Annotated in this window: 26 protein-coding genes; 20 read left to right on the top strand and 6 right to left on the bottom strand. The window is 72.6% G+C overall.

Annotated elements, in window-relative coordinates; genetic code table 11:
- Positions 1 to 29 precede the first annotated feature (29 nt).
- Both SACE_RS10075 and SACE_RS10080 read right to left on the bottom strand, forming a co-directional pair.
- Positions 30 to 1319, bottom strand: coding sequence for a PTS transporter subunit EIIC (locus SACE_RS10075; RefSeq protein WP_009943061.1), 1290 nt, complete (start codon positions 1317 to 1319; stop codon positions 30 to 32).
- Complete coding sequence (locus SACE_RS10080) at positions 1316 to 2092, bottom strand: GntR family transcriptional regulator (RefSeq protein ID WP_029621397.1); 777 nt, start codon at positions 2090 to 2092, stop codon at positions 1316 to 1318. The genes SACE_RS10075 and SACE_RS10080 overlap by 4 nt, the downstream gene beginning before the upstream one ends.
- Positions 2093 to 2422: 330 nt before the next feature.
- Between SACE_RS10080 and SACE_RS10085 the strand changes: the two genes are divergently transcribed.
- From SACE_RS10085 to SACE_RS10120, 8 genes are all read left to right on the top strand, one after another.
- Entirely contained in the window at positions 2423 to 2659 is a 237-nt protein-coding gene (locus tag SACE_RS10085) for a PTS sugar transporter subunit IIB (RefSeq protein ID WP_009943059.1), read from the top strand.
- Entirely contained in the window at positions 2656 to 3111 is a 456-nt protein-coding gene (locus SACE_RS10090; protein WP_009943058.1) for a PTS sugar transporter subunit IIA, read from the top strand. The genes SACE_RS10085 and SACE_RS10090 overlap by 4 nt, the downstream gene beginning before the upstream one ends.
- 179 nt (positions 3112 to 3290) lie before the next feature.
- A complete protein-coding gene (locus tag SACE_RS10095; RefSeq protein ID WP_231849964.1) occupies positions 3291 to 3920 on the top strand; it encodes a prepilin peptidase in 630 nt (209 codons plus the stop codon).
- 69 nt (positions 3921 to 3989) lie between these two features.
- Complete coding sequence (gene aroC / locus SACE_RS10100) at positions 3990 to 5195, top strand: chorismate synthase (protein WP_009943057.1); 1206 nt, start codon at positions 3990 to 3992, stop codon at positions 5193 to 5195.
- Positions 5195 to 5722 (top strand): shikimate kinase, encoded by a 528-nt coding sequence (locus tag SACE_RS10105; RefSeq protein WP_009943056.1) that lies wholly within the window; start codon positions 5195 to 5197, stop codon positions 5720 to 5722. The genes aroC and SACE_RS10105 overlap by 1 nt, the downstream gene beginning before the upstream one ends.
- 43 nt (positions 5723 to 5765) lie before the next feature.
- Positions 5766 to 6881, top strand: coding sequence for a 3-dehydroquinate synthase (gene aroB, locus SACE_RS10110; protein WP_009943055.1), 1116 nt, complete (start codon positions 5766 to 5768; stop codon positions 6879 to 6881).
- On the top strand, positions 6878 to 7309 hold the full coding sequence (gene aroQ, locus SACE_RS10115) for a type II 3-dehydroquinate dehydratase (protein WP_009943054.1): 432 nt from the start codon (positions 6878 to 6880) through the stop codon (positions 7307 to 7309). The genes aroB and aroQ overlap by 4 nt, the downstream gene beginning before the upstream one ends.
- Positions 7310 to 7523: 214 nt before the next feature.
- Complete coding sequence (locus SACE_RS10120; protein ID WP_009943053.1) at positions 7524 to 9005, top strand: glycoside hydrolase family protein; 1482 nt, start codon at positions 7524 to 7526, stop codon at positions 9003 to 9005.
- A 36-nt stretch (positions 9006 to 9041) separates the two neighbouring features.
- Here the strand turns inward: SACE_RS10120 and SACE_RS10125 are convergent, their stop codons facing one another.
- Positions 9042 to 10217 carry a glycoside hydrolase family 64 protein gene (locus SACE_RS10125; protein WP_011873554.1) on the bottom strand — a complete coding sequence of 392 codons (1176 nt, stop codon included), beginning with the start codon at positions 10215 to 10217 and terminating at the stop codon, positions 9042 to 9044.
- 371 nt (positions 10218 to 10588) lie between these two features.
- Between SACE_RS10125 and SACE_RS10130 the strand changes: the two genes are divergently transcribed.
- Positions 10589 to 11362 carry a PIG-L deacetylase family protein gene (locus SACE_RS10130; RefSeq protein WP_009943051.1) on the top strand — a complete coding sequence of 258 codons (774 nt, stop codon included), beginning with the start codon at positions 10589 to 10591 and terminating at the stop codon, positions 11360 to 11362.
- On the opposite strand, the gene SACE_RS10135 is transcribed toward SACE_RS10130, so the two are convergent.
- A complete protein-coding gene (locus SACE_RS10135; RefSeq protein ID WP_009943050.1) occupies positions 11359 to 12372 on the bottom strand; it encodes a GlxA family transcriptional regulator in 1014 nt (337 codons plus the stop codon). The genes SACE_RS10130 and SACE_RS10135 overlap by 4 nt on opposite strands.
- Positions 12373 to 12435: 63 nt before the next feature.
- Here SACE_RS10135 and SACE_RS10140 point away from each other — a divergent pair, with 63 nt between their 5' ends.
- A complete protein-coding gene (locus SACE_RS10140) occupies positions 12436 to 13749 on the top strand; it encodes an MFS transporter (protein ID WP_011873555.1) in 1314 nt (437 codons plus the stop codon).
- A gap of 29 nt (positions 13750 to 13778) precedes the next feature.
- Here SACE_RS10140 and SACE_RS10145 read toward each other — a convergent pair whose 3' ends face one another.
- Positions 13779 to 14306: a methylated-DNA--[protein]-cysteine S-methyltransferase gene (locus tag SACE_RS10145; RefSeq protein WP_009943048.1), complete on the bottom strand. Its 528-nt coding sequence runs from the start codon at positions 14304 to 14306 to the stop codon at positions 13779 to 13781.
- A gap of 137 nt (positions 14307 to 14443) precedes the next feature.
- Between SACE_RS10145 and SACE_RS10150 the strand changes: the two genes are divergently transcribed.
- The 3 genes from SACE_RS10150 to nusB all read left to right on the top strand — a co-directional run bounded on the left by SACE_RS10150 (position 14444) and on the right by nusB (position 16716).
- Positions 14444 to 15553, top strand: coding sequence for a M24 family metallopeptidase (locus tag SACE_RS10150; protein ID WP_009943047.1), 1110 nt, complete (start codon positions 14444 to 14446; stop codon positions 15551 to 15553).
- 83 nt (positions 15554 to 15636) lie between these two features.
- A complete protein-coding gene (gene efp, locus SACE_RS10155) occupies positions 15637 to 16203 on the top strand; it encodes an elongation factor P (RefSeq protein ID WP_009943045.1) in 567 nt (188 codons plus the stop codon).
- A gap of 66 nt (positions 16204 to 16269) precedes the next feature.
- A complete protein-coding gene (nusB, locus tag SACE_RS10160) occupies positions 16270 to 16716 on the top strand; it encodes a transcription antitermination factor NusB (protein ID WP_009943044.1) in 447 nt (148 codons plus the stop codon).
- 191 nt (positions 16717 to 16907) lie between these two features.
- Here nusB and bldD read toward each other — a convergent pair whose 3' ends face one another.
- Positions 16908 to 17396: a transcriptional regulator BldD gene (bldD, locus tag SACE_RS10165; RefSeq protein WP_009943043.1), complete on the bottom strand. Its 489-nt coding sequence runs from the start codon at positions 17394 to 17396 to the stop codon at positions 16908 to 16910.
- Between the two features lie 350 nt (positions 17397 to 17746).
- On the opposite strand from bldD, the gene pyrR reads away from it, so the two are divergent.
- Genes pyrR through pyrF form a run of 7 tightly spaced genes read left to right on the top strand, consistent with a single transcriptional unit; the run spans position 17747 to position 26386 of the window.
- Complete coding sequence (gene pyrR, locus SACE_RS10170) at positions 17747 to 18337, top strand: bifunctional pyr operon transcriptional regulator/uracil phosphoribosyltransferase PyrR (RefSeq protein WP_009943042.1); 591 nt, start codon at positions 17747 to 17749, stop codon at positions 18335 to 18337.
- A complete protein-coding gene (locus tag SACE_RS10175; RefSeq protein ID WP_009943041.1) occupies positions 18337 to 19269 on the top strand; it encodes an aspartate carbamoyltransferase catalytic subunit in 933 nt (310 codons plus the stop codon). The genes pyrR and SACE_RS10175 overlap by 1 nt, the downstream gene beginning before the upstream one ends.
- Positions 19266 to 20564 (top strand): dihydroorotase, encoded by a 1299-nt coding sequence (locus SACE_RS10180; protein ID WP_011873556.1) that lies wholly within the window; start codon positions 19266 to 19268, stop codon positions 20562 to 20564. The genes SACE_RS10175 and SACE_RS10180 overlap by 4 nt, the downstream gene beginning before the upstream one ends.
- Entirely contained in the window at positions 20564 to 21100 is a 537-nt protein-coding gene (locus SACE_RS10185) for a PH-like domain-containing protein (RefSeq protein WP_009943039.1), read from the top strand. Before SACE_RS10180 ends, SACE_RS10185 begins: the two co-directional genes overlap by 1 nt.
- Positions 21097 to 22218, top strand: a complete 1122-nt coding sequence (gene carA / locus SACE_RS10190) for a glutamine-hydrolyzing carbamoyl-phosphate synthase small subunit (protein ID WP_009943038.1) — start codon at positions 21097 to 21099, stop codon at positions 22216 to 22218. Before SACE_RS10185 ends, carA begins: the two co-directional genes overlap by 4 nt.
- The gene (gene carB / locus SACE_RS10195) at positions 22218 to 25550 is read left to right on the top strand and encodes a carbamoyl-phosphate synthase large subunit (RefSeq protein ID WP_009943037.1); all 3333 of its coding nucleotides are present in this window, start codon (positions 22218 to 22220) and stop codon (positions 25548 to 25550) included. The genes carA and carB overlap by 1 nt, the downstream gene beginning before the upstream one ends.
- Positions 25550 to 26386: an orotidine-5'-phosphate decarboxylase gene (gene pyrF / locus SACE_RS10200; RefSeq protein ID WP_009943036.1), complete on the top strand. Its 837-nt coding sequence runs from the start codon at positions 25550 to 25552 to the stop codon at positions 26384 to 26386. The genes carB and pyrF overlap by 1 nt, the downstream gene beginning before the upstream one ends.
- Positions 26387 to 26428 lie beyond the last annotated feature (42 nt).

A 26428-nucleotide genomic window follows, 5' to 3' on the forward strand; every position in this document is an offset into this window, starting at 1 on the left:
AATAGGCTCACGCGCCGGTCGCGGCCGGCTCAGCTGCGGGCACCGCCGGTGTCGGGGTCGGGTGTGCCGCTCCCGGCATTATCCGTGGTCTTCCGGGGTGCCGACGATGTGTCTCCGCTCGCAGCCTGCTCGGTGGCCGCGGCGCCTTCCTCCTCCTCACGTCCGGGGGTGCGCAGGTTCCACTTGGTGATGATGAAGCGGAACAGGAAGTAGTAGACGACGGCGTAGCCCAGCCCGATCGGGATGAGCAGCAGCGACTTCTGCGAGATGCCGAAGTTGAGCACGTAGTCGATCGCACCGGCGGAGAATCCGAACCCGCTGTGGATGTCCAGCGCGTTGACCAGGGCCATCGACGTGCCGGTGAGCACCGCGTGGATCAGCAGCAGCGGCCAGGCCACGAAGATGAACGAGAACTCCAGCGGCTCGGTGATGCCGGTGAGGAACGCGGTGAGCGCGGTGGAGAGCATCACACCGCCCACGATCTTGCGCTGCGAGGGCTTCGCGCACTGCCAGATCGCCAGCGCGGCGGCGGGCAGGGCGAACATGAAGATCGGGAAGAAGCCGGTCATGAAGGTGCCCGCGGACGGGTCGCCGCCGAAGAAGCGGGCGATGTCGCCCTTCTCGCCGTGGTAGTCGCCGAACAGGAACCAGACCACGTTGTTGGGGATGTGGTGCAGGCCGAACGGCAGCAGCAGGCGGTTGACCACGCCGTAGACGCCGCCGCCGATCACGGCGTTGGCTGTGACGGCGTCGCTGAAGGCGGTCAGCCCCGCGTCGAACAGCGGGAACAGCAGGCCCATGACCACGCCGACCACCAGCATCGCCAGCGAGGTGACGATGGGCACGAAGCGCCGTCCGCCGAAGAAGCCGAGGTAGTCGGGCAGCTTGATGCGGTGGTAGCGCTGCCACAGCCAGGCCGCGGTGAGACCGGCGATGATGCCGCCGAGCACGCCGTAGGGGCCCTTGTTGTAGGCGGTGCCCTCCTCGGGCTTGGCGATCTCCCACAGCACGCCGGAGAGCACCAGGTACCCGACCGCCGCCGACAGCGCGGTCGAGCCGTCGGCCTTCTTGGCGAAGCCGATGGCCACGCCGATGGCGAACAGCAGCGGCAGGTTGTCGAACAGCGCGCCACCCGCCGCGCCGATGACGCCGGCGACCGTCTGCAGGCCGGGAACGGCTCCGAGCAGGTCGTCCTGGCCCAGGCGCAGCAGCAGCGCCGCCGCGGGCAGGACCGCGATGGGCAGCATCAGGCTGCGGCCCAGTCTTTGCAGCAGTGCGAATCCCTTGCTGCCGGACGCCGGTGGGGCGCTGGCACTCATCGGTTACCTCCTGGTAGGCGGTCGTGGCCTTGCAAGTCGTCCGGGTTGCGGTCGAGCCGCATCGTCACCTGGTACAGGTCGCCCCGGTACCAGGAAGTCATGTCCTCCACGGGCCGTCCCTGCGCGGTGGACACCCGCCGGAACACCAGGACCGGACTGCCCGGGCGGACGCCGAGCAGCCGGGCGGTCTCCGGGTCGGCGCCCTCGGCCAGCACGGTCTGGGTGCCGTGCTCCAGCCGCACGCCGTAGACGCGGTCGAGCAGCGTGTAGAGCGAGTCGGTGAGGCACTGGCCGAGCAGGCCGGGCACCAGCTCGGGGTGGTACCAGCCGCGCTCGACGGCCATCGGCGCGCCGTCGGCCTTGCGCAGCCGGAACAGCCAGTAGGCCGGGCTCCCGGCGGGCAGTCCCAGCGCCTCGGCCGTGGCGTGCGGCGGCACCGCCTCGGCGCCGTCGAGCACCACGGTCTCCGGGCGCATCCCGCGGCGGCGCATGTCCTCGCTGAAGGAGGCCAGGTGCAGGGCGGAGTCGACGCGGGGCCGGGTGGTGAAGGTGCCCTTGCCGCGCACCCGCACCAGCAGGCCGTCGGCGACCAGCTGCCCGACGGCCTCGCGCACGGTCAGCCGGGAGACGCCGTAGCGGGTGGCCAGCTCCCGTTCCGAGGGCACCGGCGAGCCGGGCAGCAGCTCGCCGGAGGCGAGCTCGCGCAGGATCTCCCGGAGCTGCACGTGCTTGGGCAGCGGCCCGTCGCGCAGCGCGCCGGAGGCGAGGTGCACCTCCTGACGACGCTGTTCGCCTGCGGTGGTCCCGCCGGGATCCACCGTGCGCTGTGCGGCCACGCTGCCTCCTGTGGGACTGCCGTGCGCGGGCTCCCCGACGATGATCCGAGGTCGGCGTCGATCTCGCTCGCTCTGCTGCTGTTCAGTCCCGATCTCCGGTTGGTACTGTCCGGTCTAAACCAGTTGGATGCGAAGATTGCGCGGTCCGCGTGCGGGTGTCAAGGCGGTGTGGTTTTCGTTGCCGCATCGACATCCGGTGGCGCAAGATCGTCTGGACCGCGGGCCGGGCGCGGGTCGCGCACCGGCTGACGACGAAGGGAGCTCGGGGTGGCTGCTGACAAGGCCGCCGCGATCCTGGCCGCACTGGGCGGCGGGAGCAACGTGGTGGAGATCGAGCCGTGCATCACGCGGCTGCGCTGCGAGGTCAGCGACGGGGCGAAGGTCGACGAGGCGGGGCTGAAGGCCGCGGGCGCGCACGGCGTGATGCGCCAGGGCTCGATCGTGCAGGTGGTCGTCGGCCCGGAGGCCGACTCGCTGGCCGAGGACATCGAGGACCTGTTGTGAGCATCGAGGTGGGCAGCCCGGTCCCGGGGCTGGCGGCCCCGATCAGCGAGGTCCCGGACCCGGTGTTCTCGCAGGCGATGGTCGGTCCCGGTGTGGCGGTGAAGCCCGAGCCGGGCAGCGCCGACGCCGTCGCCCCGATCGCCGGGACGGTCGCGACGCTGCACCCGCACGCGTTCGTCGTCGCCGCGCCGGGCGGCACGGCGGTCCTGGTCCACCTGGGCATCGACACGGTCAAGCTCAAGGGCGAGGGCTTCACGCTGCACGTGGCCAAGGGCGACGTGGTCGAGGCGGGGCAGCGCATCGTGACCTGGAACCCGACCGAGGTCGAGTCGCACGGCTACTCCTCGGTGTGCCCGGTCGTGGCGCTCGACGTCGCGCCGGAGGCGCTCAGCGACCTGCGCGAGGACGGCCGCGTCGAGGCCGGCGACGCGCTGTTCGCCGTCAGCGGCTGAGCGAGTCCGCCCTGGAGTCCTTCGGGTTGCCGTAGCGGCCCGAAGGACTCCACGGCGCGTCGCCGGCCTCGCAGCGCGCGGGAAAGCGCGTCGCACGAGTCGCGGGTCTGCCGCACGACACGCGGGTTTTCAGCGCCGGCGTCCCGCCGTCGGGCGGGCGTCCGGCCGATCCTTCGCCGGTGACCTGGTCTGTGGTGGCCGGGACGGCGGGTGCCGTCGCCGGTGGGTTGGGCGGGATGCTGCTGCGTTCGCTGCGCAGGGGCGTGGTGGTGCCGAGGTTCGCGTGCGGTCTCGCGGTCGCGGTGCTGTGGTCGGTGGTGGGGCTCTCGGTCTCCTGCGGCTGGATGCCGCCGTGGTGGGTGCCGGTGCCGCTGTGGCTGGGGTGGCTCGCGGTCCTGCTCACCGCGTGCGACCTGATCGCACGCCGCCTCCCCGACGTGCTCACCCTCACCGCCTACCCGGTGGCCGCGCTGCTGCTGGGGGCGGCGGACCCGGGTCTGCTGCTCGGCGGCCTCACCGGGCTGGTCCTCTTCGCCGGTCTCTACCTGGGCGTGCGCGTCCTCTCGCCGGCGTCGATCGGGCCGGGGGACGTGAAGCTGGCCGGGAGCCTGGGCGCCGTGGTGGGCGCGGTGTCGGTTCCCGCCGTGCTGGGCTGCGTCGCCGTGGCGGCGGGGCTGACGCTGGTGGTGGCGGCCCGGTCCCGGGGCGCCGCGGTCGCGCACGGCCCGGCGATGCTGCTACCCGCGTGGCTGGTCGCGGCCTTCCCGGCGGCGTTCGGCGGTCCGGAGGTCACCGCGGGTGCCTGGTGAGCCGTGGATCCGCCGGATGCAGCACCCGGAAGCGTCCGGCCTGCACCTATCGTGGCAGGATCTACAGGTGTGCTGCGCTGGATGACCGCTGGAGAATCGCACGGCCCCGCCCTGGTCGCGGTGCTGGAGGGAATGGTCGCCGGGGTCGAGGTGACCACCGCCGACATCGCCGCCGAGCTGGAGCGCCGCAAGCTCGGCTTCGGTCGCAGCCCCCGGATGAACTTCGAGGCCGACGAGCTGGAGATCATCGGCGGCGTGCGGCACGGCCGCACCCAGGGCGGCCCGGTCGCGGTGCGCATCGCCAACACCGAGTGGCCCAAGTGGGAGCAGGTCATGGCCGCCGACCCGGTGGACCCCGACGTGCTCGCCTCGCTGGCCCGCAACGAGCCGCTCACCCGCCCGCGCCCCGGCCACGCCGACCTGGCCGGCATGCAGAAGTACGGCTTCGAGGAGTCGCGCCCGGTGCTGGAGCGCGCCAGCGCGCGCGAGACCGCCGCGCGGGTCGCGGTGGGCACGGTCGCACGGCACTTCCTGCGCCAGCTGCTCGGTGTCGAGATCCTCAGCCACGTCGTCAGCCTCGGCGGCGTCAGCGCGGAATCGGACCACCTGCCCGGCCCGGACGACCTCAAGGCCATCGACGACAACCCCGTGCGCGCCTTCGGCGACGCCGCGACCGAGCGGATGATGGCCGAGGTCGACGCGGCCAAGAAGGACGGCGACACCCTCGGCGGCGTCGTCGAGGTCATCGCCTACGGCCTGCCGCCGGGCATCGGCTCGCACGTGCACTGGGACCGCAAGCTCGACGCCCGGCTGGCGGGCGCGCTGATGAGCATCCAGGCGATCAAGGGCGTGGAGATCGGCGAGGGCTTCGCCAACGCCCACCGGCGCGGCAGCGCCGCCCACGACGAGATCTACCCGGCAGAGGGCGAGCGCTGGGTGCGCCGCGGCAGCAACCGCGCGGGCGGTCTGGAAGGCGGCATCACCAACGGCGAGCCGCTGGTCGTGCGCGCCGCCAAGAAGCCCATCTCCAGCCTGCCCCGCGCGCTGGCCACGGTGGACGTCGTCACCGGCGAGCCCGCGCAGGCGATGCACCAGCGCTCCGACATCACCGCCGTGCCCCGCGCGGCCGTGGTCGCCGAGACGATGGTGGCGCTGGTGCTGGCCGAGGCCGTGCTGGAGAAGTTCGGCGGCGACTCGCTGCCGGAGACCCGCCGCAACGTCGAGGGCTACCTGGCCGGGCTGCGGGAGCGCGCCGAGAAGCGGCAGGTGCGCTGATGAGCCCGTGCGCGGTGGTCGTCGGCCCGCCCGGGGCCGGCAAGACGACGGTCGGACGGCTGCTGGCCGAGCGGCTCGGCGTGGCCTTCCGCGACACCGACGACGACGTGGTGCGCGTGGCGGGCAAGCCGATCGCCGAGATCTTCACCGGCGACGGCGAGCCGGTGTTCCGCGCCATGGAGGAGCGCGCGGTGGCCGCCGCGCTGGCCGAGCACGACGGCGTGCTCTCCCTCGGCGGCGGTTCGGTGCTCTCCGAGCGCACCCGCGCGCTGCTGGCCGAGCAGCCGGTGGTCTTCCTGTCGGTGGGCTTGGCCGAGGGCGCCCGCCGCACCGGGCTTTCCACCGCACGGCCGCTGCTGGCGGGCGTGAACCCGCGCGCGACGTTCAAGGCGCTGCTGGACGCCCGCCTGCCGCTCTACCGGGAGGTGGCGACCTGGGAGCTGGCCACCGACGGCGTCGAGCCGGACGCGCTGGTCGACCGGATCGTCGAGCGGGTCACCGCCGACCGCGCCGCCGGTCGTGAATAATTCCAGCCGAAACGATCTTGCAGAGATGGGGAGAGAGCCGAGGATGACCGAACCCGTGCGCATCAGGGTCGAGAGCCAGGCGCCCTACGACGTCGTGGTCGGCCGCGGCCTGCTGGGCGAGCTGGTCGACATGCTGCGCGACGCCTCGGTGGTGGCGCTGGTGCACCAGCCCAGCATCACCACCACCGTCGAGACCGTGCGCGACGAGCTCGCCGCGGCGGGCCTGGACGCGCACCGGGTCGAGGTGCCCGACGCCGAGGACGGCAAGAGCCTGGCGGTGGCCGGGTTCTGCTGGGAGGTCCTCGGCAAGATCGGACTCGACCGCGACGGCGTGGTGGTCTCCTTCGGCGGCGGCGCGGTCACCGACGTGGCCGGTTTCGTCGCGGGCACCTGGATGCGCGGCGTCCGGGTGGTGCACGTGCCGACCACGCTGCTGGGCATGGTCGACGCCGCGATCGGCGGCAAGGCGGGCATCAACACCGACGCGGGCAAGAACCTGGTCGGCGTCTTCCACGAGCCGTCGGCGGTGCTGGTCGACCTGGCGACCCTGGAGGGCCTGCCGCGCAACGAGCTGGTCGCCGGGATGGCCGAGGTCGTCAAGGCCGGCTTCATCGCCGACCCGGAGATCCTGCGGCTGGTCGAGGCCGATCCGCAGGGGGCGCTGGACCCGGCGGGCGAGGTGATCGCCGAGCTCGTGCGGCGCGCCATCCAGGTCAAGGCCGACGTGGTCGCCTCGGACCTGCGCGAGTCGCACCTGCGCGAGGTCCTCAACTACGGCCACACCCTGGCCCACGCCATCGAGCGGCGCGAGCGCTACCGCTGGCGCCACGGCGCGGCGGTGAGCGTCGGCCTGGTCTTCGCCGCCGAGCTGGCGCGGCTGGCGGGCAGGCTCGACGACGAGACCGCCGACCGCCACAAGAAGGTGCTCGACCTGCTCGGGCTGCCGACCACCTACGACCCCGACGCCCTCGCCCAGCTGCTGGAGGGCATGCGCGTGGACAAGAAGACCCGGTCCGGCGTGCTCCGCTTCGTCGTGCTCGACGGGCTGGCCAAGCCGGGCAGGCTGGAAGGCCCGGACCCGTCGCTGATCGCGGCGGCGTACTCGGCGCTGACCGGTGCCCCGGAGCAGAAGTCCGGCGGATCGGGGGTTCTGCTGTGAAGGTGCTGGTTCTCAACGGCCCGAACCTGGGCAGGCTCGGCAAGCGCGAGCCCGCCGTCTACGGCAGCACGACCTACGCGGATCTGGTCTCGCTGTGCGAGGGCACGGCCAAGGAGCTGGGCATCGACGTCGAGGTCCGCCAGACCGACCACGAGGGCGAGATGGTGGGCTGGCTGCACGAGGCCGCCGACCACGGCCTGCCGGTGGTGCTCAACGCGGCCGCCTGGACGCACTACTCCGTCGCGGTGCGCGACGCCGCGTCCCAGGTCGAGGCCCCGCTGATCGAGGTGCACATCTCCAACGTGCACAAGCGGGAGGAGTTCCGGGCTCGCAGCTACCTCTCCGACATCGCGACGGGCGTCGTGGTCGGCCTCGGTGTGCGCGGGTACGCGCTGGCGCTGCGCTGGCTGGCCGAAGAGAGCGTTTGACGCACCCCGGCGCCGTCGGGCGCCCGGGGGCGGTTCCAGGCGCGGTGCTCCGGCGCGCCCGAGTGCGTTCCCGTTGCGGCGCGAATCCCGCGCTGTGGACGGAAAAACCCGTCCGCGGCGCCCGGAATCCGCTGATCTCCTAAACTGGTCCGGTTCAGACGTCGCCGCTCGCGGGGCGGCGGGGTCTTCTCCGGGGGAGGTCGGTGTCCGCGCCATGATCGAACGGGCTTCAGCGCGTGGGCGCGGGAACCGGCTCCGCAGTTCGCTGCTCGCGCTGTCCGCGACCGCACTGCTCGCATCTTGCACCACTGTGGAGGGAGCGCCGGGGCCGCTGGACGACCCGACGTCGCCGACCCCGCCGCCAAGCGCGACGCTGACCACCTCGGCCGCCAGGGAGAGCGCCGCAGTGGTGCTGGCCGGCGGGCAGCCCGCCCCGTACAACTACGGCCCGACCGTGGTGGCCGAGGAAGGCCGGTACCGGGCGTGGTGGTGCAGCCAGCTCCCGGGCGTCGGCCCGGCGGGCGACGACGTGCTGCACGCGGCCTCCGCCGACCTCGGCACCCCGTTCACCGCCGACGGCGGTGCGCCGGCCGTGCCGGTGTTCGCCGGGCAGCCGGGCGGGTTCGACGCGATGCACACCTGCGACCCGTCGGTGGTGCGGGCAGGTGGCCGCTACTACCTGTACTACACGGGCGCGGCGGGCGACCACGCCCACGGCAACGCCATCGGGGTGGCCAGCAGCGCCGACGGCATGTCCTGGCGGCGCGAGTCGGGCGGCAGGCCCGTGGTGACGGCCTCCGGCGAGGTCGTCCGCGCCAACGTCTACGGGGCGGGACAGCCCTCGGCGCTGTTCCTGGACGGCTGGTTCTATCTGATGTTCACCGACACCACCGCCGCGGGCGCGGGCTGGAACGGCGCGGGTCAGTTCGTGCTGCGTGCCAAGGACGCCACGTTCAGCGACCGGGTGCAGGCGCTGACCGACCGGGGATTCCAGCCGGCCTCGGCGACCCGCGGCAGCCGGGCGCGGTCGGTGGTGGACGCGTTCAGCGCGGACTGGATGTGGGTCGAGGCACTGGACGCCTTCGCCATCGCCCACCAGACGGCGGCGGGTACCACGGTCACGTTCTGGGACCGCGACTTCAGCCGCCACCCGTACCGGCCGCTGATCATTCCCGGTGTGTGGCAGGAAGGTCCCGGTCTGGTGCGCGACCCTGGCGGTCGCGCGCCGGTGTCCACTACGGACCCGTGCGGAGTCGTACCCGTGGACGTCCTGCGCGCCACGGCGCTGAACCCGGCGCCGACCGACATCCGCCGTTTCGGGCTGGACGTGGTGGACCTCGACGCGTGCGAGTCGCCCCGCCGAGCGCGCGCCGTGCTCGACGGGTTCGGCGTTCCTTCCCCGACGCGCACCGTGGACATCGTGCGCGACGGCGGCAAGATCCGCGTCGAGCGGAGGTCGGTGGCCGAGAAGATCGCCAGGGGAGTGCTCGGGGAGAGGGTGCCCGCGCTGGACGACCTGCCTGTCGTCGCCACGATCCCGGCGCAGGCGCCCGCGCTGCGCGCACCGGACGGCGAAGTCGGGCTGCTCGACTCCCTGGGTCGACTGTGGACGGTCCCGGTCGAGGCAGTCGAGGCCAACGGCTCGCGACTGCGGGAGGTTTCCCAGCAGGAGTGGGACGCCGCGAGCGGCCGGTGAGGCCCCCGGGCGCGGTCGGGAGCCCCACGCGGACGCTCACCACGGGGTGAGGGTGACCTTGATCGCCGTGGGCGCGCCGTCCTGGATGTAGGAGGCGAAGTTCGCCACGTCGTCGAAGGCGAACCCGTAGGCCTTGCCGTCCTCGGTGTTGGCGTGCATGACCTTCGAGTAGTGGTTGGTCACCTGGTGCCGGTAGAACGCGGCCGGGTCGGTGCCCGGCTGGTCGGTGGCGTCCAGCAGCGTCGAGCGGTTGAACGCCGCTCCCAGGATGGCCGCGACCGGCCCGGTGACCCCGTCGTTGGGCGCGGCGAGCGCGCCGTCGCAGAACAGCACGTCGCGGGTGCTCGGGCGGCCGATCGGCTGCACCCCGCCGTCGAAGGTGAACGCGTCGCCGGAGACCTGGCCGGTGAAGACCCGGCCGTCGCCGGTGTTCACCTTGAGCTGCGTCGACTGGTACTTGCTCCACACCTCGTCGATGTAGGAGTCGTAGTAGGTGTCCGGGAAGGCGCCCAGGTCCAGCGCGTGCCCGGGCGCGATCACCCGCATGTCCTCCTGGCGCAGCCCGCCGAAGTCGGGGTTCTCGCCGACACCGGCGAGGATCTTCTCCCGGCCGCCCGCGACCAGGGTGCCGGTCTTCTGCTGTTGCGCGCCCTGGAGCTCGATGGAGAGCGGCACGCTGAACATGTCGACCATCGTGGTGTTGCAGTACATGCCGTCGGACTTGAAGGTGAACTCGACGGTGTCGTGCAGGACGCGGTAGTTGGCGTCGCTTGACACCCAGCCCGCCGGGTACTGCAGCGCGGGTTTGCCCGCGCCGTCGGTGACCACCTTGAACTTGAGCTTGTCGCCCAGCGCGAAGTAGATGCGGCCGGACATGTTCGGCAGCGTGAGCGTGGTGTCGCCGCTGCCCTGCAACGGGATCGCGTAGTCGGCGTAGCCGTCGGAGCCGTTGTCCGACGGCGAGACCGCGAGCAGCTGCCCGTCCGGGGTCACGCGGGCGTGCTCACCGGTGTCGAGGTTGACGCCGACGATGTAAACCGAGACCGAGGCGTTGTCGAAGTTGCCGCTGCTGTTGACGATCGTCAGCGGCAGCGTCGGCGCGGCGCGGCGGCGTGCGGTGGTCAGGGGCGAGGCGAGGGCTGGTGAACCCAGGACGGGCACAGCGAGGGCGGCGGCGGACATCCCGCCGAGGAAAGCTCTCCGGCTGATCATGCTGGCTCCCTTCCCCGACGGCGGACCCGTCGGTGGGTACATCGTGAGAGCGCTCTCATCGATCGACAATGCTCCGATCCGCCCCAGACCGGTGCGCGGATCAGCCGAGCCCGTCAACAGACTTCACGGACAGCCCGTACACCCGGGTCCGCGTGGTGCCGAGGGCGCCGCGTTCCGGCAGTCCCTGGAATCTCGCGGCAACTCGGTGAAAACCGTGCGAGAGGGGCGATTTTCCGCCAGCGGAGGGTGGTTCACCGGTCCGGCGATCGAGGATGGGCCCGGCGATCCAGGGGCGGGCCGGTCGTACCAGGGTGGCCCGGGAACGGGGACGATCCGGGAACCGGAGACGAGCCGCGGGAGGACCGAGATCCATGGCGACTGTGCTGGCGTTGCACGCCCACCCCGACGACGAGGTGTTCATGACCGGCGGCACGCTCGCCCGCGCCGCCGCCGAGGGGCACCGGGTGGTCGTCGCGGTCGCGACCGACGGTGTCGTGCACGCGGACACCGAGCGCGTGCCGAGCCGCCTGGACGAGCTGCGGGCGAGTGCGCGGGCCCTCGGCGTGGCGCGCGTCGTGCACCTCGGCTACGCCGACAGCGGGCACGGCGAGGTGCTGTTCCCCGACCCGCCGGGGCGGACGCGGTTCGTGCGGGCGAGCACGTCCGAGGCCGCCGAGCGGCTGGCCGCCGTTCTGCGGGAGGAGGAGGTGCGGATGCTGCTGAGCTACGACGGCAACGGCGGCTACGGCCACCGCGACCACGTGAAGGTGCACGAGGTAGGCAAGCTCGCCGCGGAGCTGGCCGGTGTACCGCGCGTGCTGGAGGCGACGATGCCGCGCGACGGCGTCGCCCGGCTGCTGGGACTCGCGCGCCTGCTGCGGCTGCCGGTGCGCTTCGACCCCGCCGCGCTGGACCACGCCTACAGCCCGCGCGCGGCGATCACGCACCGGATCGACGTGCGGCGCTTCGCGCGCCAGAAGCGCGCCGCCCTGGCCGCCCACCGGTCGCAGGTGCACGGCACCGGGCGTCTCTCGCCGCTCCTGCGGATGCTGCTCCGGCTCCCGCTGCCGGTGTTCGCGCTGCTGCTCGGCCGGGAGTGGTTCGTCGACGCCTCGCCGGTGCGGCGGGCCGACCCGGTCTCCTAGGCCCGAATCTCCTCGGTCCGGCCGTCCTCGGTCCTGGTGCGGAAGGTCCGCCGGTAGGCCATCGGCGTGGTGCCCAGCTTCCGCCGCAGGTGCGCGCGCAGGGAGGATCCGCTACCCAGGCCGGACTGCTCGGCGACCCGGTCGACGGCCAGGTCCGTGGACTCCAGCAGCTCCCGGGCGTGCTCGACGCGCTGCTGGAGCAGCCAGTCCAGCGGGCTGCACCCGGTCTCGGCGCGGAACTTCCTGGCGAAGGTGCGCACGCTCATCCCGGCCCGCTCGGCCATGGCCGCGAGGGTCAGTGGCTCGGCGAGCCGCTCGAGCATCCACTCGCGCGCCGCGGCGGTGCCGTCGCCGGTGGCCTCGGGCAGCGGGCGCTCGATGAACTGCGACTGCCCGCCCTCGCGCCACGGCGGCACGACGCTGCGGCGCGCGGCCCGGTTGGCGACCTCGCTGCCGTGGTCGCGGCGGATGACGTGCAGGCACAGGTCGATCCCGGCGGCCACGCCCGCCGAGGTCAGCACGTCGCCGTCGTCGACGAACAGCACGTCCGGGTGCAGGTCGACGGCGGGGTAGAGGGTGCGGAAGTGCTCCACGTGGGCCCAGTGCGTGGTCGCGGGACGACCGGCGAGCAGCCCGGCGGCGGCCAGCACGTAGGCGCCGGTGCAGATCGACATGACGCGCGTGCTCTCGGGCAGCGCCGCGAAGTAGCCGGCGAGGTCGGCGGGCAGGGTGCCGTCGGTGCAGGGCCCGGCCACGTAGGTGCCGGGCACGATGAGGGTGTCCGGTTCAGCCAGGAACTCCAGGTCGACCTCGGGCAGCACCGAGTAGCCCGAGGAGGTGCGGATGGGGCCGCCGTCGAGGCTGCCGACGCGCACGTCGTAGAGCTTTTCGCCGTCGGGGCCCGCGGCCTTGGACAGGATCTGCGAGGGGATCGTCAGGTCGAAGCCGACGACCTCGGACACGCCCAGCACCAGCACGCGGTGGGCGGCGGTGCGCGACTCGGCAGCCATGGCAAGATCCTGCCACATATTGGCCACCCGGCCACTCGTCAGCGCCGACCGCCGTCGCCGAAGGTGTTGGACGTGATCGAAACGTCCCCTGAAGTGGTGCGGCAGCGGCGCTTCCACCCCGCGTGGTGGGTCGCCGCGGTCGCGTTCGTCGCCTTGCTGGGAGCGGCCGCGTTCCGCTCGGTGCCGGGTGTGCTCATGAACCCGCTGCACCACGAGTTCGGCTGGCCGCACAGCACGATCTCGCTGGCGGTGTCGCTCAACCTCCTCCTCTACGGCCTGACCGCCCCGTTCGCCGCGGCGTTGATGGCGCGCTTCGGCATCCGGGTCGTGACGGTGTGCGCGCTGCTGCTCGTCGCGGCGGGCAGCGGGCTCACCGTGTTCATGACCGCGAGCTGGCAGCTGGTGCTCTGCTGGGGTCTGCTGGTCGGGCTGGGCACCGGGTCGATGGCGCTGGCGTTCGTCTCCACGGTGGTCGACCGCTGGTTCGTCGCCCGGCGCGGCCTGGTCAGCGGGGTGCTGACCGCGGCAAGCGCCACCGGCCAGCTGGTCTTCCTGCCGCTGGTGGCCCACCTGGCCGGGGCCTACGGCTGGCGCTCGGCCTCCCTGCTGGTCACCGCCGCGGCGCTGGCCATCGTGCCGCTGGTCTGGCTCCTGCTGCGCGACCGCCCCGCCGACGTGGGCGTGCTGGCCTACGGGGCGAGCGAACCGCTGCCCGAACCGCGCACCGGCAACGCCGCGGCCGCCGCGCTCACCGCGCTGCGCGACGCGGCGCGCACGCCCGCCTTCTGGCTGCTGGCGGCCGCGTTCGCGATCTGCGGGGCGAGCACGAACGGTCTGGTCAACACCCACTTCGTGCCGGCGGCGCACGACCACGGCATGCCGCAGACCACGGCCGCGGGCCTGCTCGCGGTGATCGGCGTGTTCGACGTGGCGGGCACGGTGCTCTCCGGCTGGCTGACCGACCGGTTCAACCCGCGGATCCTGCTGGCCGTCTACTACACCCTGCGCGGTGCGTCGCTGTTCGTCCTGCCGCAGCTCTTCGCGCCCACGCCGGGAGCGCAGATGGTGCTGTTCGTGGTCTTCTACGGCCTGGACTGGATCGCCACCGTGCCGCCGACGATGGCGCTGTGCCGCGAGCACTTCGGCGAGCGCGCCTCGGTCGTCTTCGGATGGGTGTTCGCCTCGCACCAGATCGGCGCGGCCGCCATCGCGAGCATCGCCGGGGTGGTCCGCGACCAGTTCGGCGACTACGCCGCCGCCTGGTACGGCGCGGGACTGCTGTGCCTGCTCGCAACGGCGTTCTCGCTGTCGGTCCGGAAGGCCAGGCCCGCCCCGCCTTCCGAGCCGGACCGGGAACGGGCGGCCACGGGGCGGTGACGCCGCGCGCCGCTACCGATGCGCCGGCCTCAGGCCAGCATGCCGAGCTCGAGCAGCGTCGCGTCGAGCGCGCCCTCCAGCACCAGCAGCCTGCGCTTGGCCTCCAGGCCGGGTCCGAATCCGCCCAGCCCGCCGCCGCTGGCCACCACCCGGTGGCAGGGCACCACGATCGGCACCGGGTTGCTGCCCATGATGGTCCCGACCGCGCGGGCCGCCTCCGGGCGCCCCGCGAGCCCCGCCAGCTCCCGGTAGCTCAGCGTCCGTCCGAAGGGGACCTGCTCGTGCAGGGTCCGCAGCACCTGCAGCCGCAGACCCTCGATGTTCGACCAGTCGACGGGCAGGTCGAACGCGCGCCGCCGGCCCGCGAAGTACTCCTCGAGCTGGGCACCCGCCCGCAGGGCGGGCTCCCCGGCCTCGGCCGGCTCGGCCTCGCCGTAGTGCGGCAGCACCTGGTCCGGTCCCCCGAAGCACACCTGCACCAGTCCGGCTTCGCCGGCCACCGCGGTCACCTCGCCGACCGGGCCGCGCACCACCGTCCAGGACAACTCCGTCCGCATGCGCCGCAGGTTAGCCGTGCCCACCGACGATGCCGCACGGCCGCGATCCGGGACGCCGCGACCAGCGGTTGGCGGCTTTGCGCCGAGAGCCCTTCGACCACGGTCGGCGGGCGCGTCCAGCCGTTAGGCTGCGTTCCATGTCCGAAACGCACGCCCGTCGACGCCACGACCTGCGCACCGGCCTCCGCGAACGCGAGCTGGACGCGATGCTGGTGACCGACCTGCTCAACGTCCGCTACCTCACCGGGTTCACCGGTTCCAACGCCGCCCTGGTGGTGCACGCAGCGGACGAGCCCGGTGCGGAGACCCGCACCGTCTTCTGCACCGACGGCAGGTACCTGACCCAGGCCGCCGCCGAGGTCCCCGACCTGGAGCAGGTCATCGAGCGGGCGAGCGCGCTGGCGCTGGCCGAGCGGATCGCCGCCGCCGCCGGCGCCCACCGCCGGACCGGCTTCGAGAGCCACCACGTGACCGTCGACGGCCGTGACGAGCTGGCCGATGCCGCGGGAGCGGCCGAGCTGGTGCGCGCCCCGGGGCTGGTCGAGCGGCTGCGGCTGATCAAGGACGAGGCCGAGGTCGAGGCGCTGCGGATGGCCTGCGCGGCCGCCGACCGGGCGCTGGCCGACCTCATCGAGCACGGCGGTCTGCGGCCGGGTCGCACCGAGCTGGAGGTCGCCCGCGAGCTCGACGGCCGCATGCTCGACCACGGCGCCGCCGGGCCGTCGTTCGACACCATCGTCGCCGCGGGCGCCAACTCCGCGGTGCCCCACCACCGGCCCACCGACGCGGTGCTGGCCCCCGGCGACTTCGTCAAGATCGACTTCGGCGCGCTGGTCGACGGCTACCACTCCGACATGACCCGGACGCTGGTGCTGGGCAGGCCCGCCGAGTGGCAGCAGGAGATCTACCAGCTCGTGCTCGCCGCCCAGACCGCGGGCCGGGACGCGGTGGCCGTCGACGCCGACGTCCGCGAGGTCGACACCGCCGCCCGCGCGGTGATCGAGGAGGCCGGCTACGGCGACCGGTTCCTGCACGGCCTGGGACACGGCGTGGGCCTGGAGATCCACGAGGCACCGGCGTTGTCCCAGCGGGGAGACGGTAGAATCGCCGCCGGAATGGCGGTCACCGTCGAGCCCGGCGTCTACCTGCCGGAGCGTGGCGGCGTCCGCATCGAGGACACACTGGTCGTGCGTCCTGGCACGCCGGAGCTCCTCACCTTGACGACGAAGGAGCTCATCGCCGTCTGAGCGCGACGTGCGCCCCGCGTCGGCGGCACGCCAACGCGCCGATGAGAAACACCGCAGCCATCACCACAGGAGAGACCCCGAACGTGGCTTCCACGAACGATCTGAAGAACGGACTGGTGCTCAACCTCGACGGCCAGCTCTGGTCCGTCGTGAACTTCCAGCACGTCAAGCCCGGCAAGGGCGGCGCTTTCGTGCGCACCACCCTGAAGAACGTGCTCTCGGGCAAGGTTGTGGACAAGACCTTCAACGCGGGCGTGAAGGTCGACACCGCCAACGTCGACCGCCGCGAGATGACCTACCTCTACAACGACGGCACCGACTACGTCTTCATGGACCCCGACACCTACGACCAGGTCGGCGTGGCCGCCTCGGTCGTCGGCGACGCGGCCGACTACATGCTCGAGAACAGCCAGGTCGTGGTCGCCCGCCACGATGACAACCCGCTGTACGTGGAGCTGCCCGCCTCGGTCGAGCTCGACATCCAGCACACCGACCCGGGTGTGCAGGGCGACCGCTCCACCGGAGGTACCAAGCCCGCCACCCTGGAGACCGGCGCCGAGATCCAGGTCCCGCTGTTCCTCAACACCGGCGACAAGGTGAAGGTCGACCCGCGCGACGGCCGTTACCTCGGCCGCGTCAGCACCAAGTGACGGCCCCTGTCGGCCCCGTCGGCGGCGCCCGCGCGAGGCGCGGCACTGCCGGGAAGTGGGTGTGAGGTGGGCGCACGCAACAAGGCCCGCAAACGCGCGGTGGACGTGCTCTACGAGGCCGACCTGCGCGGGGAGGACGCGGTCACGCTGCTCTCCGGGCGGGTCGGCTCTCCGGACCTGCCGCCGGTCAACGAGTACACGGTGACCCTGGTCGAGGGCGTCACCGCGAACCGGCAGCGCATCGACGAGCTGCTCGTGGAGCACGCCGAGGGCTGGACCCTGGCGCGGATGCCCGCGGTGGACCGCGCGGTGCTGCGGCTGGGGCTCTACGAGCTGCTGTGGCGCAGCGACGACGTGCCCCCGGCGGTGGCCATCGACGAGGCGGTCGAGCTGGTCAAGGCGCTGTCCACCGACGACTCGCCGCGCTTCGTCAACGGCGTGCTCGGGCGCATCGCCGGCATCGGCGACCGCCTGCGCAGCACGCTGCGCGGCGCGAACCCCGGCGCCGAGTAGCCGCGGACGGGCGCGCCGCCCCGCTACCAGGCTCGGCGAGCGGGTCGGCCGACCAGGCCCGCCGAGCGGGATGGCCGGAGGCTGACCCGGGGGAGGAACGCGGCATCAAGGCCCGCTCCCGCGCCGACGGGAGCGAACGGTGACACAACGGCGGAGGCCCACCCGATCGGGTGGGCCTCCGCCGTTGTTCGTCACTCCTCCCGGGCCGGGCGCGCTTCGGGCGGAAGCACGCCCCAGTCGATTAGCTGCTCGGTGAGCTCTCCGGGCGTCATGTCGTAGATGATGGCCAGGGATCGCAGGTCCTCGGTGCGGATGGACAGCACCTTGCCGTTGTAGTCGCCGCGCTGGCTCTGGATGGTGGCCGCGTAGCGGGCCAGCGGGCCCACCTTCTCGGCCGGGAGCTGTTGCAGCCGCTCCAGGTTGATCACGACTTTGGTGGCGGGCTCGGCGCCGGAAGGCACCCGGCCCTCCGGGAGCAGCTCCGCGACCGGGACCCCGTAGAAGTCGGCCAGCTCGGCCAGCTTCTGCACGGTCACCGCGCGGTCGCCACGTTCATAGGACCCGACGACCACGGCCTTCCACCGCCCGCCTGACTTCTGCTCGACGCCGTGCAGCGAGAGACCTTGCTGCTGGCGGATAGCGCGGAGCTTGCCGCCCAGCGCCTTGGCGTAGTCGCCCATGTGGCGTTTCTCCGTTTCATTCGCCCCGTCAGCCGATACCGGATGCCGAGGAGGCAAGTTCAGATCGATACGGAGAGTAATGTTCGCTCGCGAGCGTCACCAGGTCAAGTTGGTCTTCGTTCGCAGGGGGGCGAGTACCACCACACCACCCGGACGATTGACCCGCACGCATTGATAGCGTACAACGCGGGCCCGGCGGACACCCTGCGGTGCGGCTTTCACCAGCGGCACCGGCGCGGATCCTCCCGTCGCGGAACACCCGTCCTCACCAGCCGGCCGACAGCCGTCGGGAGAGGACCCGAAGCCATCCTTTAAGGACCCGTCCAGTGAGGCGGGGAAGGAGGTCCACCGTGGCGTCACGCCACAAGGCGGGCGCGGCGGATCCGGCCGAGGAGCGCGAGCTCCTGTCGGCCGGTGACGTTGCGCGCACGATAGCCAGGATCGCGCACCAGATCATCGAGAAGACCGCTCTGGACACCGGCGGCAGCGACATCGTCCTGCTCGGCATCCCGAAGCGGGGCGCCCCGCTGGCCGACCGGCTGGCCGCCAAGATCAGCGAGTTCAGCGGTGTGACGGTGCCCACCGGCACCCTCGACATCACCCTCTACCGCGACGACCTGCGCAAACGACCCAACCGTCCCCTCGAGCCGAGCAGCCTTCCCGCCGACGGCATCGACGGCTCGCTGGTCGTGCTCGTCGACGACGTCCTCTACTCCGGCCGCACGGTGCGCGCCGCCCTCGACGCCCTGCGCGACCAGGGCCGCCCGCGCGCGGTGCAGCTGGCGGTGCTGGTCGACCGGGGCCACCGGGAGCTGCCGATCCGCGCCGACTACGTCGGCAAGAACGTGCCGACCTCGCGCAGCGAGGACGTCGCGGTGCGGCTCACCGAGGTCGACGAGGCCGACGCGGTGGTCCTGCGCCGCAGCGGGGAGGAGTCCTGATGCGCCACCTGCTGTCCACCGAGGGGCTCGACGCGGCCACCGCGACCGCCGTGCTCGACACCGCGGGCACCCTCAAGCAGACCCTGCTCGGCCGGGAGGTCCGCAAGCTGCCGACGCTGCGCGGGCGGACCGTGGTGACGATGTTCTACGAGAACTCCACCCGGACCCGGGTGTCCTTCGAGGTCGCGGGCAAGTGGATGAGCGCCGACGTGATCAACGTGTCGGCCGGCGCCTCGTCGGTCGGCAAGGGCGAGTCGCTGCGCGACACCGCGCTGACCCTGTCGGCGGCGGGTGCGGACTGCGTGATCGTGCGCCACCCGGCCTCCGGCGCGGCGCACCGGCTGGCGGGCTGGCTGGAGGCCACCGGCACCCAGGTCGTCAACGCCGGTGACGGCATGCACGAGCACCCGACGCAGGCGCTGCTGGACGCCGCGACGCTGCGCGAGCGGCTGGGCGAGCTGGCGGGCAGGCGCGTCGCGATCGTCGGCGACCTGCTGCACAGCCGGGTCGCGCGCTCCAACGTGCACCTGCTGCGCACGCTCGGCGCGCAGGTCGTGCTGGTCGCGCCGCCGACGCTGGTACCCGCCGGCGTCGAGCACTGGGGCGCCGAGGTCCGCCACGAGCTCGATCCGGAACTGCCCGGGCTCGACGCGGTGATGCTGCTGCGGGTGCAGGCCGAGCGGATGCACGGCGGGTTCTTCCCGTCGGCGCGCGAGTACTCGATCGCCTACGGCATGAACGAGGCCAGGCTCGCCAGGCTGCCCGAGCACGCCGTGGTGCTGCACCCCGGTCCGATGCTGCGCGGCATGGAGATCGCCCCGGCGGTGGCCGACTCCCCGCGGGCGGCCATCACCGAGCAGGTCCGCAACGGCGTGCACGTGCGGATGGCGGTGCTCTACCACCTGTTGGCCGGAGAGGAGATCGCGGCATGAGCCGGGTGCTGCTGAAGGATGTTCGTCCCTACGGCGAGGGTGAGCCGGTCGACCTGCTCGTCGACGGCGGGCTGATCGCCGAGATCGGCGCGGACCTGCGGGTCGACGCCGACGAGATCGTGCACGCCGGCGGTGCGGTCGCGCTGCCCGGTTTCGTGGACCTGCACACCCACCTGCGCGAACCGGGGCGCGAGGACACCGAGACGATCGAGACCGGTTCGGTGGCCGCGGCGCTGGGCGGCTACACCGCGGTCTTCGCCATGGCCAACACCGACCCGGTCGCCGACAACGCGGTGGTCGTGGAGCACGTGTGGCGGCGGGGCCGCGAGGTCGGCCTGGTCGACGTGCACCCGGTGGGCGCGGTCACCGTCGGCCTGGCCGGGGAGAAGCTGGCCGAGCTGGGCACGATGGCGCGCTCGTCGGCCGGGGTGCGGCTGTTCTCCGACGACGGCCACTGCGTGCACGACCCGCTGGTCATGCGGCGCGCGCTGGAGTACACCAGGGCGCTGGGCGGAGTCGTCGCCCAGCACGCCGAGGAGCCGAGGCTGACCGTCGGCGCGCAGGCCCACGAGGGCGCCAACGCCGCGAAGCTCGGCCTGGAGGGCTGGCCCGCCCCGGCCGAGGAGGCCATCGTGGCCCGCGACTGCCTGCTGTCCGGGCACACCGGCGGCACGCTGCACGTCTGCCACGTCTCCACCGCGGGCACCGCCGAGATCCTGCGCTGGTGGAAGTCGCAGGAGCGCCGGGGCCGGGTGTCGGCCGAGGTCACGCCGCACCACCTGCTGCTGACCGACGACCTGCTCGCCGGCTACGACCCGCTCTACAAGGTCAACCCGCCGCTGCGCACCGACGACGACGTGCGCGCGCTGCGGCAGGCGCTGGCCGACGGCACCGTGGACTGCGTGGCCACCGACCACGCCCCGCACGCCGACCAGGACAAGACCTGCGAGTGGTCGGCGGCCCGGCCGGGCATGCTGGGACTGCAGACCGCGCTCGGCGTCGTGGTCGCCACGATGGTCGAGACCGGGCTGCTGGACTGGCGCGGCGTGGCGCGGGTGATGAGCGAGCGCCCCGCGGAGATCGCGGGGCTGGCCGACCAGGGACGTCCGGTCGCCGCGGGCGAACCGGCGAACCTGGTGCTGGTCGACGGCGGTGCGCGCTGGACGGTGCGCGGCGCCGAGCTGGCCAGCATCGCCGAGAACTCGCCGTACGAGGGCATGGAGCTGCCCGGGCGGGTGGTCGCCACGATGCTGCGCGGGACGATCACGGCGGTCGAGGGCAAGGTGAGGCGCTGATGGAGCTGGAGCGCTTGCTGTGGGTGCTGGGGATGCTGGCGCTGGCGGCGCTGGTGTTCTTCGGGATGCGCCGGGGCTGGGTGAACCGGGCGCGGCGGCAGGCCGCGGAGCTGCCCGGCTTCCCGGAGGCGCCGGAGGACGCCGGTGCGGAGCTGCTCGCGGCCGCGACCGGCATGTACGTCGGCACCACGACGGCCGGTGACTGGCAGGACCGCATCGCCGTCGGCGACGTCGGGCACCGCGCGAACGGCACCGTCCACCTGCACCGGTCGGGGCTGCGGATCGACCGCGACGGCGCGAGTCCGCTGTGGATCCCGGCCGCGTCCGTCCAGGACGCCCGCGTGGACCACAAGCTGGCGAACAAGGTCGTGCCCGGAGCGGGGCTGCTGGTGGTGACCTGGCGGCTCGGGGAGCGGTCGCTGGACACCGGCTTCCGCTGCGACGACAAGGAAGTGCACAACGAGTGGGTCGAGGCAGTGCGGGCACTGGCCACCCCGGAGGAGACCGCGAGTCCGCGGCAGGAGGAGCAACTATGACCGCGCACACGCCTGCGGCGCTGGTACTGGAGGACGGGCGGATCTTCCGGGGAGAGGCCTACGGCGCCGAGGGGAGCACCCTGGGCGAGGTGGTGTTCTCCACCGGCATGACCGGCTACCAGGAGACGCTGACCGACCCGTCGTACCACCGCCAGATCGTGGTGCAGACCGCGCCGCAGATCGGCAACACCGGCTGGAACGACGAGGACGACGAGTCGGCCCGCATCTGGGTCGCCGGGTACGCGGTGCGCGACCCGGCCCGGGTGCCGTCGAACTGGCGCTCGCTGCGTCCGCTCGACGAGGAGCTGCGGCGGCAGGGCATCGTCGGCATCTCCGGTCTGGACACCCGCACCGTGACCCGGCACGTCCGCGAGCACGGCGCGATGCGCGGCGGGATCTTCTCCGGCCACGACCTGCGCTCCGACGAGGAGATGGTGGAGAAGGTCGTCGCCAGCGCCGGGATGGTCGGCGCCGACCTGGCCGGTGACGTCACCACCGCCGAGCCCTACGTGGTCCCGGCGGTCGGGGAGAAGCGGTTCACCGTCGCCGCGCTGGACCTGGGCATCAAGTCCAACACCCCGCGGATGATGGCCCAGCGCGGCATCGAGGTCCACGTGATGCCGCTGGCCTCCACACTGGAGGAGGTGCTCTCGGTCGGCGCCGACGGGCTGTTCCTGTCCAACGGGCCCGGCGACCCGGCCACCACCGACCAGCAGGTCGAGCTGACCAGGCAGGCCCTGGACCGCAAGCTGCCGCTGTTCGGCATCTGCTTCGGCAACCAGATCCTCGGCCGCGCGCTGGGCCGGGGAACCTACAAGCTGCGCTACGGCCACCGCGGGATCAACATCCCGGTCATCGACGCCGAGACCGGCAGGGTGGCGATCACCGCGCAGAACCACGGCTTCGCCGTCGAGGGCGAGCCGGGGGAGCGCTTCGACACCGAATTCGGCCGCGCGATGGTGAGCCACCACTGCGCCAACGACGGCGCGGTGGAGGGGCTCCGGCTGCTCGACGGCCCGGCGTTCAGCGTGCAGTACCACCCCGAGGCGGCGGCGGGCCCGCACGACGCCGCCCCCCTGTTCGACCAGTTCGTAGACATGATGAGTGAGGCGCGCTGATGCCGAAGAGGACTGACATCAAACACGTTCTGGTCATCGGGTCGGGTCCGATCGTGATCGGCCAGGCGTGCGAGTTCGACTACTCCGGTACCCAGGCGTGCCGGGTGCTGCGCGAGGAGGGCATCCGGGTCAGCCTGGTCAACTCCAACCCGGCGACGATCATGACCGACCCGGAGTTCGCCGACGCCACCTACGTCGAGCCGATCACCCCGGAGTTCGTGGAGAAGGTCATCGACGCCGAGCGGCCGGACGCGCTGCTGGCCACGCTGGGCGGGCAGACGGCGCTGAACACCGCGATGGCGCTGCACGAGCGCGGCGTGCTGGAGAAGTACGGGGTCGAGCTGATCGGCGCCGACATCGACGCGATCGAGCGCGGCGAGGACCGGCAGCGGTTCAAGGACATCGTGCGCGGCATCGGCGGCGAGGTGCCCGAGAGCGCGGTGTGCAGGTCGATGGAGGAGGTCCGCTCCTTCGTCGCCGAGCACAGCCTGCCGGTGGTGATCCGGCCGAGCTTCACGATGGGTGGCCTGGGGTCCGGGATGGCCCACACCCACGAGGAGCTGGAGCGGATGGCCTCGTTCGGGCTGACCGAGTCGCCGGTGCACGAGGTGCTGATCGAGGAGAGCGTGCTCGGGTGGAAGGAGTACGAGCTCGAGCTGATGCGCGACCACGCCGACAACGTCGTGGTGATCTGCTCGATCGAGAACATCGACCCGATGGGCGTGCACACCGGTGACTCGGTGACGGTCGCGCCGTCGATGACGCTGACCGACCGCGAGTACCAGCACATGCGCAACGTGGGCATCGCGGTGCTGCGCGAGGTCGGTGTGGACACCGGCGGCTGCAACATCCAGTTCGCCATCCACCCCGAGACCGGGCGGATGGTCGTGATCGAGATGAACCCGCGGGTGTCTCGGTCCTCGGCGCTGGCGTCGAAGGCGACGGGCTTCCCGATCGCCAAGATCGCCGCGAAGCTGGCGATCGGCTACACGCTGGACGAGATCCGCAACGACATCACCGGTGAGACCCCGGCGAGCTTCGAGCCGACGCTGGACTACGTGGTGGTGAAGGTGCCGCGGTTCGCGTTCGAGAAGTTCCCGGGTGCCGACCCGGCGCTGACCACGACGATGAAGAGCGTCGGCGAGGCGATGGCGCTGGGCCGCAGCTTCTCGGAGGCGCTGGGCAAGGCCCTGCGGTCGATGGAGACCTCGCGGATCGGGTTCTGGACCAAGTCCGACCCGGACGGCGCGGACCTAGTGTCCACTCTGGACGACCTGCGCACGGCCCACGACGGCCGTCTGTACACGGTGGAGCGTGCGCTGCGGCTGGGCGCGACGGTGCAGCAGGTGCACGAGGCGTCGGGGATCGACCCGTGGTTCCTCGACCAGATCGCGGCGTGGGTGGAGCTGCGCGCCGAGCTGGTGGAGGCACCGGTCCTGGACGCGGGACTGCTGCGGCGCGCCAAGCGGGCCGGGCTGTCGGACCGCCAGATCGCCGCGCTGCGCACGGAGCTGGCCGGTGAGGACGGGGTCCGCGCGCTGCGGCACCGGCTGGGTGTGCGTCCGGTGTACAAGACGGTGGACACCTGCGCGGCGGAGTTCGCGGCGCGCACGCCGTACCACTACTCGGCCTACGAGTCGGACCCGGCGGCGGAGACGGAGGTCACCGAGCAGCGCGACAAGCCCAAGGTGATCATCCTGGGCTCGGGGCCGAACCGGATCGGGCAGGGCATCGAGTTCGACTACTCGTGCGTGCACGCGGCGCAGGCGCTGCGCGACGCCGGGTTCGAGACCGTGATGGTCAACTGCAACCCGGAGACGGTCTCGACCGACTACGACACCTCCGACCGGCTGTACTTCGAGCCGCTGACGTTCGAGGACGTGCTGGAGGTCGTGCACTCCGAGCAGCGCTCGGGCACCGTGGCCGGGGTGATCGTGCAGCTCGGCGGGCAGACCCCGCTGGGCCTGGCGCAGCGGCTGGCCGACGCCGGGGTGCCGATCGTGGGCACGCCGCCGGAGGCGATCCACCTCGCCGAGGAGCGCGGCGCGTTCGGCGACGTGCTGGCCGGGGCCGGGCTGCCCGCGCCGAAGTACGGCACGGCCACCTCGTTCGAGGGTGCCAAGCGCATCGCCGACGAGATCGGCTACCCGGTGCTGGTGCGCCCGTCCTACGTGCTCGGCGGCCGGGGCATGGAGATCGTCTACGACGAGCCGTCGCTGGAGAACTACATCGCCCGCGCCACCGAGGTCACCCCGGAGCACCCGGTGCTGGTGGACAACTTCCTCGACGACGCCATCGAGATCGACGTCGACGCGCTGTGCGACGGCACCGACGTCTACCTCGGCGGCGTGATGGAGCACATCGAGGAGGCCGGCATCCACTCCGGTGACTCGGCGTGCGCGCTGCCGCCGATCACGCTCGGGCGCCAGGACATCGAGAAGGTGCGCCGGTCCACCGAGGCCATCGCCAGGGGCATCGGCGTGCACGGCCTGCTCAACGTGCAGTACGCGCTCAAGGACGACGTGCTCTACGTGCTGGAGGCCAACCCGCGCGCCTCGCGGACGGTGCCGTTCGTGTCGAAGGCGACCGCGGCGCCGCTGGCCAAGGCCGCGGCGCGGATCATGCTCGGCGCCAAGATCGCCGACCTGCGCGGCGAGGGCATGCTGCCCGCGGTCGGCGACGGCGCCGACCTGCCGATCGACGCGCCGGTGGCGGTCAAGGAGGCCGTGCTGCCGTTCCACCGGTTCCGCACGCCGGAGGGCCACGGCGTGGACTCGCTGCTCGGGCCGGAGATGAAGTCCACCGGCGAGGTCATGGGCATCGACACCTCCTTCGGGCAGGCCTTCGCCAAGTCCCAGGCCGGTGCCTACGGTTCGCTGCCGACCTCGGGCCGGGTGTTCGTCTCGGTGGCCAACAAGGACAAGCGCTCCATGGTGTTCCCGGTCAAGCGGCTGGCCGACCTCGGGTTCGAGATCCTGGCCACCACGGGCACCTCGGAAGTGCTGCGGCGCAACGGGATCCCGTGCACCGTGGTCCGCAAGCACAACGAGGACGCCCAGACCGAGTCCACAGGGGACGGTCGCGACGTCATCGACCTCATCAAGGCCGGTGAGGTCGACATGGTGATCAACACCCCCTACGGCAACCCGGGTCCGCGCGTCGACGGCTACGAGATCCGCACCGCCGCGGTGTCGCGCGACATCCCGTGCATCACCACGGTGCAGGGTGCCGCCGCTGCCGTGCAGGGCATCGAGGCCGCCATCCGCGGCAACATCGGTGTCCGTCCGCTGCAGGCGCTGCAGGCGGCCCTGCGGCAGGGCGGTGAGGGATGATGACCCAGGGCTTCGGGCAGCGCCTGGCCGACGCGACGGCCGCGCGCGGACCGCTGTGCGTGGGCATCGACCCGCACCCGGCGCTGCTCAGCGCCTGGGACCTGCCGGAGGACGCCGGCGGTCTGGAGCGCTTCGCGCTGACGGCGGTGGAGGCGCTTGCCGGTGAGGTCGCGGTGCTCAAGCCGCAGTCGGCGTTCTTCGAGGTCTACGGCTCGGCCGGGGTCGCGGTGCTGGAGCGCACCATCGCCGAGGCCAGGCAGGCCGGGGCGCTGGTGCTGCTCGACGTCAAGCGCGGCGACATCGGCTCGACGATGACGGCCTACGCCATGGCCTACCTCGACGAGCACTCGCCGCTGGCGGCCGACGCGATCACCGCGTCGCCCTACCTGGGCTACGGATCGCTGGCCCCGGCCATCGGCATCGCCGAGCAGACCGGGCGCGGGGTGTTCGTGCTGGCCCGCACGTCGAACCCGGAGGGCGCCGGGCTCCAGCGCTCGGTGCACGGCAGCGGCGACTCGATCGCCCAGTACATCGTGGACTCGGCGGCGGAGACCAATGCCGGCGCCGACCCGATGGGCTACGTCGGCGTCGTCGCGGGCGCCACCATCAAGCCGGGTGAGCTGGACTTCTCCAAGCTCAACGGCCCGATCCTGGCTCCGGGGCTCGGGGCGCAGGGGGCGACGGTGGCCGACCTGCGCGCGGTGTTCGGGCCGGCCCTGCCGCAGGTCCTGCCCGCCACGGCCCGCGACGTGCTGCACCACGGCCCCGACGTCGGTGGCCTGCGCTCGGCGGCGCGGCGCGTCCGCGACGACCTGGCGCGGCTGCTGGTCGCCTGACGGCAACGCGATACCAACGGGGCTCCTCGTCCGCGAGGGGCC

Origin of the sequence: Saccharopolyspora erythraea NRRL 2338 (genome assembly GCF_000062885.1) — a bacterium.
In the GTDB taxonomy this organism is placed as follows: domain Bacteria; phylum Actinomycetota; class Actinomycetes; order Mycobacteriales; family Pseudonocardiaceae; genus Saccharopolyspora_D; species Saccharopolyspora_D erythraea.